Origin of the sequence: Agrobacterium sp. 719_389 (assembly GCF_900188475.1) — a bacterium.
Lineage (GTDB): Bacteria > Pseudomonadota > Alphaproteobacteria > Rhizobiales > Rhizobiaceae > Agrobacterium > Agrobacterium radiobacter.
This window is the reverse complement of sequence record NZ_FYEM01000007.1, coordinates 108,521-121,054: the sequence shown is the minus strand read 5'-3', so window position 1 is coordinate 121,054 and position 12,534 is coordinate 108,521. Positions and strand designations below refer to the sequence as shown.

At 57.7% G+C, this 12,534-nt stretch carries 12 protein-coding genes; 1 reads left to right on the top strand and 11 read right to left on the bottom strand.

The genetic code is table 11. The annotated features are described in order from the left end of the window. Positions 1 to 113: 113 nt before the first annotated feature. Positions 114 to 2,090, top strand: coding sequence for a bifunctional diguanylate cyclase/phosphodiesterase (locus CFB10_RS14360; protein WP_026363611.1), 1,977 nt, complete (start codon positions 114 to 116; stop codon positions 2,088 to 2,090). Positions 2,091 to 2,133: 43 nt separating this feature from the next. Here the strand turns inward: CFB10_RS14360 and CFB10_RS14355 are convergent, their stop codons facing one another. From CFB10_RS14355 to tssH, 11 genes are all read right to left on the bottom strand, one after another. Further along, positions 2,134 to 2,436: a PAAR domain-containing protein gene (locus tag CFB10_RS14355; protein ID WP_003504574.1), complete on the bottom strand. Its 303-nt coding sequence runs from the start codon at positions 2,434 to 2,436 to the stop codon at positions 2,134 to 2,136. 23 nt (positions 2,437 to 2,459) lie between these two features. Then, on the bottom strand, positions 2,460 to 3,248 hold the full coding sequence (locus CFB10_RS14350; protein ID WP_020010220.1) for a hypothetical protein: 789 nt from the start codon (positions 3,246 to 3,248) through the stop codon (positions 2,460 to 2,462). Continuing rightward, positions 3,249 to 3,779 (bottom strand): hypothetical protein, encoded by a 531-nt coding sequence (locus tag CFB10_RS14345; RefSeq protein WP_003504569.1) that lies wholly within the window; start codon positions 3,777 to 3,779, stop codon positions 3,249 to 3,251. Positions 3,780 to 3,789: 10 nt separating this feature from the next. Beyond that, on the bottom strand, positions 3,790 to 4,713 hold the full coding sequence (locus CFB10_RS14340) for an HNH endonuclease (protein WP_003504568.1): 924 nt from the start codon (positions 4,711 to 4,713) through the stop codon (positions 3,790 to 3,792). Next, entirely contained in the window at positions 4,710 to 5,189 is a 480-nt protein-coding gene (locus CFB10_RS14335; protein ID WP_020010218.1) for a hypothetical protein, read from the bottom strand. The genes CFB10_RS14340 and CFB10_RS14335 overlap by 4 nt, the downstream gene beginning before the upstream one ends. Continuing rightward, positions 5,186 to 5,782: a DUF4123 domain-containing protein gene (locus CFB10_RS14330; protein WP_020010217.1), complete on the bottom strand. Its 597-nt coding sequence runs from the start codon at positions 5,780 to 5,782 to the stop codon at positions 5,186 to 5,188. The genes CFB10_RS14335 and CFB10_RS14330 overlap by 4 nt, the downstream gene beginning before the upstream one ends. A gap of 8 nt (positions 5,783 to 5,790) precedes the next feature. Next, positions 5,791 to 8,154, bottom strand: a complete 2,364-nt coding sequence (gene tssI, locus CFB10_RS14325) for a type VI secretion system tip protein TssI/VgrG (protein WP_020010216.1) — start codon at positions 8,152 to 8,154, stop codon at positions 5,791 to 5,793. 13 nt (positions 8,155 to 8,167) lie between these two features. Beyond that, entirely contained in the window at positions 8,168 to 8,668 is a 501-nt protein-coding gene (locus CFB10_RS14320) for a type VI secretion system amidase effector protein Tae4 (RefSeq protein ID WP_020010215.1), read from the bottom strand. Between the two features lie 11 nt (positions 8,669 to 8,679). Next, on the bottom strand, positions 8,680 to 9,069 hold the full coding sequence (locus tag CFB10_RS14315; RefSeq protein ID WP_003504562.1) for a Rap1a/Tai family immunity protein: 390 nt from the start codon (positions 9,067 to 9,069) through the stop codon (positions 8,680 to 8,682). 109 nt (positions 9,070 to 9,178) lie between these two features. After that, complete coding sequence (locus CFB10_RS14310; protein WP_003504561.1) at positions 9,179 to 9,655, bottom strand: Hcp family type VI secretion system effector; 477 nt, start codon at positions 9,653 to 9,655, stop codon at positions 9,179 to 9,181. A gap of 57 nt (positions 9,656 to 9,712) precedes the next feature. Beyond that, entirely contained in the window at positions 9,713 to 12,367 is a 2,655-nt protein-coding gene (gene tssH / locus CFB10_RS14305; protein ID WP_020010214.1) for a type VI secretion system ATPase TssH, read from the bottom strand. Between the last annotated feature and the right edge of the window lie 167 nt (positions 12,368 to 12,534).

Genomic DNA, 12,534 nt, shown 5'->3' with positions numbered 1-12,534 from the left:
GCAGCGTCTGCATCTTGCGGTTGATACAGTTTTATGTCGGTTAACCCTGTGCGTTTCCAATGATGTAACGGGAATTAAGTTACAAATGCCGCTCTGTACTTGAAGAGCCATAAATGAAATTACTGACCGCCACACAAAAATTGCAGGACTTCGTGTCCGTTCGGTCCGACAATCCTGATCTGCTGAAAGCGCAGTACCGTGCTTTCACCCGACAGATGCCGATGATGTATTTCATTCTGCTCTCCAGTACATGGGCGCTTGCCGTAACGCATATGCAGGTGGCGCCGCTCTGGCTCACCATTGGAATTCCCGGACTCTTCACCCTCGGCTGCACGCTGAGAGTCACCTTCTGGTGGAGGACGCGTGGTATAGATCCCTCACCCAAGGTGGCGCATGCAGCCCTTCAGCGTACCAATCGTCTGGCTGCCGGCATCGCCATGGCATTCACGCTCTGGTCTTTTTTGCTGGTGCCCTATGGGGATGCCTATACGCGATCCCACGTCGCCTTCTATATGGCGATTACCGTCATTTCCTGCATTTTCTGTCTGATGTATGTTCGCTCGGCCGCTTTCATGGTGACGGTCATCGTCAATGGCGCCTTCATCGCCTTCTTTCTGGCGTCGCGGCAACCGACATTTGTCGCCATCGCCATCAACGTGCTGCTGGTCTGCATCGGCATGATGTCCATCCTGCTGACCAACTACCGCAATTTTGAGCGCATGGTCATTTCACAGCAGCGCACGGAAGCGCTCAGCAATGAAAACCTGCTGCTTGCCAATATTGACAGCCTGACGGAACTGCCCAACCGCCGCGCCTTCTTCGCCCACCTTGAAGCCGAGCTCGAAAAGGCGAGGACCAACGGAACCCGGCTGGCGCTGGGGGTCATCGATCTGGACGGATTCAAGCCGGTCAACGACCTTTATGGACATTCCGTGGGAGACAGGCTGCTGATCAATGTCAGCAAGCGCCTCACCGCCAATCTGAAGGCCAGCAAGGCGTTTCGACTGGGTGGCGACGAATTTGCCATTGTCGCGCCTATCATACCTGACGATGCGCAGCTCGTGGCAAATGCCAATGCGATCTCCGAGCAGCTGAGGGCGCCTTACCATATGCCTGAGGGAACGGTGCATGTTTCCGCATCCATGGGAATAGCGGTCTTTCCACACCTCGCCTCCACGCTCGAGCAGCTTTTCGACAGGGCTGACTATGCCCTCTACCATGCCAAGAAAACCCGCCGTGGCGATGCCGTTCTGTTCGATGCGGAACACGAAAAGCAGATCAATATCGAAGCACGCATCGAACATCTGCTCAAACAGAGGGATATGGAAAACGAGCTTTCAGTCGTGTTCCAGCCGATTGTCGATATACGCGACGGCAGAACGGCGGGTTTTGAAGCGCTGGCGCGCTGGCGCAGCCCGGTTCTCGGGCATGTGCCGCCTTGCCAGTTCTTCTCCATCGCGGAACGGGCCGGCATCGTCAGCTCGCTGACACGGCCGCTTCTCAAGATGGCGCTCTCCTCCGCCTCGAAATGGGAACCTTCCCTGCGCCTGTCGTTCAACCTTTCGGCCCAGGACCTCAATTCCCATGAGGGCGTGTTGTCCCTGCTCGGCATCATCGAAAACAGCAGCTTCGATGCACGCCGGCTGGACCTTGAAATTACCGAGACGGCTTTTGCCCATGATTTCGAACAGGTCAGGCAATCGGTCGAAATGCTGCGGCGTCTCGGCTGCGGCATTTCGCTCGACGATTTCGGCACCGGTTATTCGAGCCTGACGCGACTGCATGCTCTGCCGCTGACCAAGATCAAGATCGACCGCAGCTTCGTTACGGATCTGCACGAAAAACCGGCTAGCTATAAAATCGTAAAGTCGCTTCTCACCCTCAGCCGCGACATGGGACTGGAATGCGTGGTCGAAGGGGTGGAAACATCAGCCGAGCTTACCGCACTCGAAGGCCTCGGCGCCACGCTGGTGCAGGGCTATATTTATGCGCCGCCGCTTAAGGAAGAGGATGTCGATGCGTTTCTTGCGGGACAGGCGACTGGACCCAGAATTTCCGCCGGCAAACACAGAAACAGGCGCCTCCGGTAAATCCGTTGCATAGGGCAGTTTCTAACGGCACCCGTATTCCAGATTACTCGAACGTAATCCAGGAAGTTCCCTGTACCAGTCGGCCACCATGCGCACATGCATCACCCAGCCGCACTATCTTCTTCCCATCAATAGCGGCAAAGGCCGAGCCGGCGGTAATTGTATCGGTCGTCGGAACGCCCGTGCACAAACAGGTGTCACCGACAGTCGCAACCGGCGTTCCTTCAACCGTAACGAAGCTCTGTTGAGTAGAAATTACGGGGCCACCGACATGCGGTCTTGGACCGGGATCGACCTTGGGGCAGACGTGCATGTGGCCCTTAAGGGAGACTGGGCTGGCGGTCATTCGCTTTTCCTTCTCAAGTAAAATCAAGCCGCATATGCAAAAGGCAAGGGTGTTATGGCGAGCACTCGATTGTCACGCCCCCGGAAGCGTAAACCCCTGTCGAAATCCCCTCCATTCTTCCATTGAAAAAGGCACGGATCTGACCGCAGGATGAGCGGGTTAAGGTCCAAAAGAACACCTTCAAAGCCGCCGGCATCGTCAGGTCTCAGGTATATGTCGACAATAGCGTCATCGATATGAGCTACCTGCCTGAAACGGTCGGCAAACTCCACCAGGGCTACAGCGATGGATCTGGCCTTCGCCTCTATCTCAGGAAAGAAGGCCGTATGAAAATACTGCGATGCGCCGATAAATTCCCGGTTCTTCATGAAGAGCCTGAACTCCGACCATTTCGGTATGTTTTCCCAGGGCCGTATGAACATGCAGACGTCGAATTTGTCTTGAAGAGAGCTGGCAAGAAGTCCCGCCACGCGGGGGTTGTCCCGCAGGACATGCGGCATGAGTTGAGCGCTGTTGAAGATCGGGCCATCCTGATACCGTCCGGGCTGCTTGAAACTGCATCCTCCGAGACGAAAATGAGCTCCATCTTTGAAAAGCGCCGTTTTGGCATCTATGCCTATGCGAAATTCGTCTGATAGCTGGGTGAGTTCATCTATGTCGAACAGCTCCCGGAAAGCTGCGGTTCTACTTCCTATGGCGGCGCGGTCCTGCTCCGAAATAAGCAACTGTTCGAAGGGTAACCCCAACTCGCATACTTCGTCCGGCCAGGATTCGATGAAGGTTGCTCGCCATTTTTCGTGTAGACCAAGCATTTATATCTCATCGACCTTTTTAAGATTGTAGAAAAACTCATAAAGAGACGGCGCTGCGAGACCCAGGCCGCGCGCGTTATTTCCCGTGCCGAAAGGATCGGAAGCCTGCTCCCACAGCCATACACGATTGTCGGTTCTGTCCCGCCCATTCATCAGCAGATATGAGTTTCCGCCGTCGGCTGTACCAAAGAATATCATTGGCAAGGTGAACTGCTCAGGCCAGGCGGGGCTGGTTATGAACATATCGTGTCTATCATAGAACCGCTTCTTGCCGGAAACCAGAACCTGCACTTCATGCGCAGAGCGCGTCCCATCCTCATATGTCACAACAAAATTCGCGTAGACATCGGGTTGTTCGAAGCCGTTCCAGCCATAGTTCACCAGAACCTCGGCAAGCTGCTCCGGCACTGACAGCGAGGTGTAATCCTCAAATTCAAGAATGTCTTGAGCAGACCAGAGAGAGTCTTCCTCAAAGGACCAATCGCCAGTTTCCTGCATTCTGGCGATTGCTTCACCCAAAGTAACGCTCATAACATTCTCCTCAATATGCAGGGTCTTTTACCGCTGAAGCGCCGCCGGTATGCGCACCTCCGCCCGACTTTACGGCATGGATTCGTTCATCAACAAGCTGCATCGTTGATGTATCCTCATTATGGTGCCATGTGTAACCGTCCTCCATCTTGGAAGCGTTCCAGCTACCGTACCTTTCTTTCATCGCCGTTCTCGCTTGTCCGAAATCGCCATTTCGCGCAGCGTGATTGCCCTGCATATCGGGTATTCGTGCTTCAATGGGCTTGCCGTCTGGACCTTTCTGGCTGAAGGGTGAGAAATCGGGTTTACCATTTCGGTATTGAACACCATCCTGCCCATACTCTTTCAGTGCCTTATCGGCAGGAGTTCCCGGTTCCGGAGACCACTTGCTGTTGCCCGGCTCTCCAGACCACTTCCCCTCTCGCGGAATGTTCTTGTATTTGCCGCCATTTTTATACTCGTCTATCTTTTTCTGGCGGCATGCCTTCGTGTTGCATTTCCTCAGGTCTTCCTGAAGCTTCCGGTAGGCTTCGCCCCGTTTGGAAGCCCAGTATTTCGATGCCGCCGCCGACTTTCGTACGTGGTCTTCGAGCGCCTTGACCTTGCGTTGGGCAGCAGCAACCTGACTCATCAGTTTTTCGGCATACCGCGCGATCTTGGTGCCCTTGGCAGCAGCCTTGGCCCCATCACCCCAGACGGGAACGAGACCGACGAGATCCAGACCGGCATCTGCCCAGTTCCCGGTCCAGGCGTTTCCAATGGCGCTCGCGACATCCACGACGCCACCCACCACGGGAATGGACGAAGCAGCCAGCCAACCCGCTTCTTTCGCGATTTCGGTGTAGCGCTGGTTCAGCATATCCAGATCGCGACGGGCCAGTTCAAGCTCGCGCGTGTCAGGAACATTGACGAGGTCATCGAGGTGCTGGCTCATTGAACGTCTCTCGCCTTGGCAGCACGCTCACGCTCGAACTCCTCCTCGATATCGTCGTAGGGGACGCCGAGAATGTTGTTCTTCATATATTGCGGGAACCAGAAGGCATTGTCGCTGCGCGCGATCGCGTTCCCTTCCTGGCTCATGGTCGGTTCAAGGTTACAACGCTCGATGCGTTGTTCCTCAGTCTGGCTTTGATCGGCTAGGATGGATTTATAAGGTTCGAACAGAAAGAAATCCGGTCCGATCCGCCACATCAGCACAACGAAGTGAATCTGATAAATCGGGTCGGAAAACCCGAAATGCTCGGCATAACGCCTGCCCCAGCGCGTCATCTCGGTAGCCTGGGGCGACCCAGCCATATCCGCGAAACTGGGCAAATGCTTCGGAATCACCTCTCTGGTGAAATAATTCGTAAAATCGTCGTCGTCGTGCAACATCGCATTCATCTGACGCGGATCGAACTCAATGATCATGACGATATCCTCTCAACTGCCTTTGCCTGGCCTGCGCCCTGAGCAGGCACCACGATCGCACGATGTACAATGCCACCTTCAAAGCGGAACTTGAGTAATTCTCCCGCCTTCAGATCGTTTTCACAATAAAAACACTCAATTCCCTTGAAAAAAACGGCGGCCTGCTCTGACGTCAGGACTGGCAGATACTGGCGCAAAGTCCGCGGGTCGTAATAACGAAAGAAGTGAATGGTTCCCTCACTATCTTTGACGACCGTAAATTTCCTCAAATGCCGGACAACATCCTCCAGCGCATGCGACGTTCGCAGAAAAACCGACCATCGCTTGCCAAAGCCTTTGTCGATAAGCCATTGCAATACGCTTTCGTCAGATGTCATCTCCGCGACCCAAGCGGTATCGTCTCCGAATTCCTCAAGCGCATTGCCTCTGTAAAGACATGCAACCTTGTGTGTCATGGCTTGAAGCGCTGGTGGAATAATCATCGGCGCCCGGGACGCATCGACCACGGCATAAAGGCGAGTGGTTCCGCCAGTTCCTTGCTCCTCCCGCAGTTTGGAAAGAACTTCCTGCCTTTTCTCGCTGTTGAGTTCCACGTCGGCCCCTACTTCTTCGAGCAGTCTTCAGCAAAGGGTTTGTTCGTACTTTTGCCGCCGCTGCCGCGCTTGAAGTTCACAGCATTTGCTTTGACCTCGAACTTCGACGCCTTGATAAACACCCCGTTTTTGTTGATCTCGATGACGCCGCCGGGCGCCGCAAGCACTATCTTGTCGCTCACGATCACCGTGTGATTTTCAGTTTGCGTAAAAATGGCTTTGCCAACGTTTATTTCGTAACGCTCTCCAACGGTCGTCTTCTTTGTCTTTCCGACACTTTCAAGCGACGTCTGGCCGACATTCGTGACCTTGCTCACCCCGATCTGTTCAGCCCGTGCTACGCCGACGCTGTCGGATTTGAACGTGCTGACGATCGTGTTCATGATGCCCGGCAGCGGAAACAATCCCGAAGCATCGGAACCGACGCCCGAGCCGGAACCGGCAAGTGCAGTGCCCGCATCTGCACGCGGGCTCGGACCGGAGACCACGCCCTCGCGCGAGGAAATACCGCCAGCACCAAGGAAACCGAGCGCGGACGAGGCAAGTGTGGTGGCGAAGGCTGCGACACCTGGGCCACCGCCGCCGGCGATCTGGGCGGCCTGCGAAAGGAGGCCCGCTGTCTGTCCTGAAAGCGCCTGTACACCCGCCATGGCCATCATCGCCATCGGCCCCGTACCGCCGACGACGGTGTTCACCGAACCACCGATTTCGTGTTTCTGGTTGCCGGAAACTTCAACGGCGCGGTTGCCGCCGACCGAGGCGACCTCGTGGCGGTCGATGCGCTTGGTCCGGTCATTCAATACCCGCGTCGTCTGGTCCTTCTGGGCGTGGAAGAACTGGTTCTCCTTGCCGGCCTCATCCTCGAAGGTGATTTCGTTGAAACCGTCCCCCTTGTGGCTGTTGGAACGCAGCACCATGCGCGTCTTGTTGGCCGGCAGGTCGTAAGGCACGGAATTGGCGGGATTGTTGACCACGCCAATGACCAGCGGTTTGTCCGGGTCACCATCGACGAAGGCCACCATCACTTCCATGCCGATGCGCGGAATGACCTGCGCACCCCATGTGCCGCCGCCCCATGCCTGACTGACACGCACCCAGCACGTATCCGTGCCGTCCTTCTTCGCCTTGCGATCCCATGGAAACCACAGCTTGATGCGGCCATACTGGTCCGGATGGATTTCCTCGCCCTCTGGCCCGGCGACGATCGCCACCTGCGTGCCTTCGATGCGCGGGCGCTTCGTCGCCCGGTGCGGCGTCAGCGGCACACGAGCCGGGATCGCTTCGAAGTGGTTGCGATATTCCGGCTCGTTGCTGTTTGTCTCATAGGAGAGATCCACAATGCTGTGGCTTGCCCTGATGACTACATGCTCTTCATAGGGATGCTCTGGATGGGCAACCTCGAAAGGCGTGAAACGGCGGCCGGCCTCCAGAATGCGCGTGGTCGACGAACCGAACACCCGGTCATGATCGGCTTCGATGGACTGGGTGCGCAGTTTTTGCGCGCGCTCGGCCTCTGCCACCGTCTTGATGCGGGCCGGATATTCGTAAAGCTCGCGCTTCGTCGCATCCGGCATCTGCACCAGTGAGGGCGTCATCGTGCCCGGCACCAAGCCCGGCGTCTCGAAATTCCAGTCGGCGCCCGCGCGCTGGCCCGAGACATAGGAAAAACGCCGCGCCCAGTCGCTGATGTGGTTGCGATCCGAGGACCCTTGCGCCAGACGCACCGTCCCCTCCCCCTGGGCGGCCGGCGACGGACCAAGCCAGCCGCTGGCGCTATCGGCCACATGCAGCTTGTGGGAACCATCCTCGTGGCTGAACCAGTAGAACAGGCCGTCCTCTTCGAAACGGCGGGTGAGATAGTCGAGATCGGTCTCGTTCCATTGAACACTGTAGTGCTGGGCGGGCGGCGGCGAGATGATGCCCGACGTGTCGGGAGCAGGAATGCCATGTTCGGAAAACAGCGTCTCGACGATCTCGACCGCCGTCTTGTCCATCCAGATACGGCAATCGGAACGGCGCGACAGAAGCCACATTTGCGGGCGGATCGTCAGCGCATAGGAGCGCATGCCGCGGGTGATCGGCGGGCCTTCATGCAGCTCCGTCACCAGGCCGTTGAACGGGCGGCGAACACCGCCGCCGTCACCCTCGCCCTGGCTGATCTCGATGGAGATATCGACCAGCCGTCCGATCAGTTCCTCGGGCTTGACCGCTTCTTTCTTGGCCCGCACGGTCAGGCGGATGTCGAAGAGCTGCGACACGCCCTCCTCGACCGTCAGGCGCTCCGGCAGAAGCTGATCCTCGCCGAGTGGCGAAGAAACCTTCAGAACACGGCTCGCCTGAACGAAATCAGAAAAAGACGGCTGGTCGGTCATGGGACACTCCTAATCAGGACCCGCGGCTGGACTGCAGGGGCCAGAACCAGATCGTTTCCGAATTGTAGTAGCAGGCAGATGCGCATTGGGTGGCTTCCGAGCCGCCCCGCACAAGATCGATATGACCGCCGCCGGTGTAGCCGGGGATATTGTTGAACGCCACGACGCCATTGCGCGCGCCGATACCGTTGCGCGCCGTCGCGGGCGTGAAAGGCTCGGGCTCGCCGAGATAGCCCGTCCGCTTCATCAGGTTGGCGAGGCGGCGCATGTTCACCTCTATGCCCTTTCCGGCATAGGGGCCTTTCTGGATGCGGTGCGAGGCAGGCACGATGTTGATGCCCGACTTCACGAAAGCGATGCTGACGCGAATGGCGCAGGTATTGTGATAGTTCGGATTGCCGATGAAATCATCCCAGCCGATTTCCGTGAACAGATCACGCTGGCTGATATAGTTCGGGTGCGACGGGTCGCTGCTCGGATAGTTCTTATAGAGAGTGTCAAAGTTAACACGCATGGTTCGTCCCACTAGTTACTTTTCTGCTCACAGGGAAAGGAGACCTTGAGCGCCTCCCGCACGAGAGTGGCTGCCTGTTCATCCAGTTTTTCCGCAGGAAGATCGCCGAGATAAGTGTAGATCCGGTCGGTAAGTTCATGGGGCGCCACGGCGCCCGCACCACACCAGTCCGATCCGCTTGTCAGATCGGCCACACCGGCGATATAGGCGCTCGATTTTGCAACGGAAACCAGCCGCCGCATTTCCGGATCAGACACCTCAGGGGCAAGTTTGCCCTCGATGGCCTGCTTGAGTTCGGTACCGGAGAATATCCATGTCCGTTCCTCGGCACCGGCAGGTGAAAGACCGGACAGAGCCAGAACAACCGGCACGGAAGCAAAAAACGCATATAGGGAGCGCATGATTAACCCGCCTCGTCCAACGTGGATGAGAAACATCACGACGTGAGCTGCAAAACTGCAATGAAAACGTTCCGGTGCCGGCCGAGGCCGGCACCGGGTCGCGTCGCTATCAAGCGGCCTTCGTCGTCGCCAGATCGTAAGAGGCGATCATCGGAGACTGCGGCGAGTTGTTGTCGTCGAACGGCGTGTACTTCACTTCCATTTTGGTGAAGTTGAGCTTGATGGTTTCCACCGGACGATCACCGCTGGAATCCACCGAGTAGCTGGCGATGAGTGTGTTCGTCAGCAGGTACTCGATATAGGTGTTGCCCGGATTGCCCGTGGTCACCAGATGGATGGTTGCGAGCTTGCCAGTGCGGCCGGCGCAGGCTTCCTGGAAAAGCTTGGTGGAAGAAGAATCGCTGACCTTGGTCAGAATGACTTCCGAAATAGTCGGTTCGGATGCTTCGCGGTTTGCAGCAGAACCAGCAGATGTGTTCATGTTGCGTGCCACGTTCCAGTGAATGGCTTCGATGTCCATCCACTTGCGGTGCTCCTCATGCGTGGCGTCGCCCTGGATACCGTCAATCTGCAGATAAATTGGCATGCTGTAAGCTCCTGTAGCTGAAATGACCTCTTGCTTCGAGGCCGCGTTACCCTTCGTTTAATGCCGCATGCGTCGGGTAGCCCCTTCCGACGCGGCAACTTTATCCACCCCACCCTCTTCGGTTGCGGCGAATTCATCTGGCTCCCCAGCCACTTCGGCACGAATACCGAACCGATTTTCATCAAAATCGACAACGATCTTGCCCACCCGTTCTCCCGCGATCACCTTCTCGAGGAAGAAGCTGGAAAGAGGCGGCAGGAGATCCTTGCCGATCATGATTTCGATGGCGCGTGCGCCAATTTCACTTGCACCGGCACGCGCCACCAACGCGTCGCGCGCGGCATCGGACAGGGTCAGGTCGGCGCCATATGTTGCCAGAACACGCTCCCTGATCTTGCCGATCTGCATGTCCACGATCCTTGCAAGCTCTTCCGCACCGAGCGGCATGAACGGCAGGATGATCGTACGCCCGAGGAAAGCGGGCTTGAACTGTTTGGTCAGCTCCGGCATCAGCAGCGCTTCCAGCGCCTCGCCTTCCGGCATCGTATCCGGATCGGCCGAAAGCGCGGTCAGCAGTTCCGATCCGGTATTGGCCGTCATGAAGATCGTGGTGTTCTTGAAATCGACGTCGCGGCCTTCGCCATCGCGAAGCACACCCTTGTCGAACACCTGGTAGAAAATATCCTGAACGCCGGGATGGGCCTTGTCGATCTCGTCGAGCAGGAGAACGCCGAACGGCCGGCGGCGCACCGCTTCCGTCAACACCCCGCCTTCACCGAAACCGACATAGCCCGGCGGCGAGCCGAGAAGCAGCGAAACCTTGTGCTCCTCCTTGAACTCCGACATGTTGATCGTCGTCAGATGGCTGTTGCCGCCATAGAGCAGATCGGCCAGCGACAGCGCCGTCTCGGTCTTGCCCGTTCCCGACATGCCGACGAGAAAGAACACGGCCGGCGGGCGGCGAGGATCGGACAATCCGGCGCGCGCGGTTCGCATGGCATCGGCAATCCGGCCGATTGCGGCATCCTGCCCCACGACCCGCTGGCGCATGCGCGCATCCAGAGTGCGGGCGCTTTCGATCTGGTCGGCCAGAAGTTTACCGAGCGGAATTCCCGTCCACCGCGATACGACGGATGCAATTGCTTCACGATCAACCACCGTCGGCACAAGTCTTTCGGCATTTGCCGGCCTGGTCTCAGCCGCACGCCGCAGGGGCGACACATTCGACGCGCCGGTTTCAGCCGGCTGCTCTTCGTTGAGTTCAGCCATTTCCGCATCGTAACGGCTGCGCAGATCGTCAATCCCACTCTCGAGCTTTTCGACTTCGTCGCGTATCGACTGGATACGGCCCTCAATCTCTTCGTCCTGCGGTTCACGCAGAAGCCAGTTCAACTCATCGGACAGAAGACGCCGCTCGCTTTCCATCGCGCGCAGCCGTTCCGGCAGGGTCTGCCGCGCCAGCGAAACCGCAGCCGCCGCCGTATCGAGAAGGCTGACGGCCTTGTCCGGCAATTGCCGCGCCGGCATGTAACGCGCAGATAATTGCACCGCCGCTACGATCGCCTCGTCACGAACGACAACGTTGTGATGGTTGACGAAGCTGTCGGCGACACCGCGCAACATGCGTATCGCGGTTGTCTCATCAGGCTCGCGCACATGTACGGGCTGGAAACGTCGCGTCAGCGCCGCATCCTTTTCGAAATATTTCTTGTATTCGCTCCAGGTCGTCGCCGCGACGGTGCGCACTTCACCCCGCGCCAGAGCTGGCTTGAGAATATTGGCCGCATCGCCTTGGCCAGCCGCACCACCTGCGCCGACAAGGCCGTGCGCCTCGTCGATGAACAGGATAACCGGTTCGGCCGAGCGCTTTACGGCATCGATCACACCATGAAGACGGCGCTCGAACTCGCCCTTCACACCGGCGCCGGCCTGCAGCAGCGAAATATCGAGGTTCAGCAGGCGGACGTTGCGCAATTTTTCCGGCACGTTCCCGGAAGCGATCTCCAGCGCCAGCGCTTCCGCAACCGCCGTTTTGCCGACACCGGCCTCGCCCACCAAAATAGGGTTATTCTGACGACGGCGCGTAAGAATATCAACGAGTTGGCGCAGTTCATCGTCGCGCCCAATCACCGGATCGACCTTGCCGTTCCGGGCATCGGCGGTCATGTCCTGGGTGTAAAGGCGTAGAAAATCGTTCTGGCCGGCGGCTGGCGCTGTACCCGCCGTCGTGGAAGGAACGCCGTTCCCGGCGGTCTCTTCAACGGAACTGCGAAGGCGCTCGAGAGCCGCGCGATCCATCGCCTTCAGCGACGGAAAAGCGGAGCGGACGAAAGAGCGGAGCGAGGTTTCCTCGTCCATCGCCAGAAGCAGGTCGCAGAGCGTCACGCGGTCGCGCCCGGCCTCCAGCGAAGCAAGAACCCATGCCTCGCGGCCCGCCGTCAGGATGTTCTGGGAGAGCGACAATGCCTCGCCGTCGCCGATCACGGCCTCTTCCAGGCTGCGGCCGATTTCTGCCTGCAACACCGGAAGTGGAATTTTTAATTCCTCGAATGTTTTCGCATAGATGCCGGCATCTACAACCGCCAGCAGCCAATGCGGGATATCCACGTACCTGTGCCCCATACGCACCGCGACAGAAGCCGCAGCTTCAAGGGTGACGCGCAGGTCAGGCTCAAGCGCTTCAACGAGGCGATTGAGATCAATATGCGACATGCAATGAGCCTCCTGCCCGGGTTCATTCCACAACGTGACGTGGAATAACTATGATGATGAAACCGGGTTGTCCACCCCGAAGTTTATTTTTTATCGGGTTAGATTAGAGGGTAGACGCCACAATTTAGACACATTTTGAATAAGTCTGTCTGATCAATAGCCTCACG

Excerpts from the sequence above, each read along its gene's own strand:
- CFB10_RS14360 (WP_026363611.1), top strand. The coding sequence starts at position 114 with ATGAAATTACTGACCGCCACACAAAAATTGCAGGACTTCGTGTCCGTT.
- CFB10_RS14355 (WP_003504574.1), bottom strand. The coding sequence starts at position 2,436 with ATGACCGCCAGCCCAGTCTCCCTTAAGGGCCACATGCACGTCTGCCCC.
- CFB10_RS14350 (WP_020010220.1), bottom strand. The coding sequence starts at position 3,248 with ATGCTTGGTCTACACGAAAAATGGCGAGCAACCTTCATCGAATCCTGG.
- CFB10_RS14345 (WP_003504569.1), bottom strand. The coding sequence starts at position 3,779 with ATGAGCGTTACTTTGGGTGAAGCAATCGCCAGAATGCAGGAAACTGGC.
- CFB10_RS14340 (WP_003504568.1), bottom strand. The coding sequence starts at position 4,713 with ATGAGCCAGCACCTCGATGACCTCGTCAATGTTCCTGACACGCGCGAG.
- CFB10_RS14335 (WP_020010218.1), bottom strand. The coding sequence starts at position 5,189 with ATGATCATTGAGTTCGATCCGCGTCAGATGAATGCGATGTTGCACGAC.
- tssI (WP_020010216.1), bottom strand. The coding sequence starts at position 8,154 with ATGACCGACCAGCCGTCTTTTTCTGATTTCGTTCAGGCGAGCCGTGTT.
- CFB10_RS14320 (WP_020010215.1), bottom strand. The coding sequence starts at position 8,668 with ATGCGTGTTAACTTTGACACTCTCTATAAGAACTATCCGAGCAGCGAC.
- CFB10_RS14315 (WP_003504562.1), bottom strand. The coding sequence starts at position 9,069 with ATGCGCTCCCTATATGCGTTTTTTGCTTCCGTGCCGGTTGTTCTGGCT.
- CFB10_RS14310 (WP_003504561.1), bottom strand. The coding sequence starts at position 9,655 with ATGCCAATTTATCTGCAGATTGACGGTATCCAGGGCGACGCCACGCAT.
- tssH (WP_020010214.1), bottom strand. The coding sequence starts at position 12,367 with ATGTCGCATATTGATCTCAATCGCCTCGTTGAAGCGCTTGAGCCTGAC.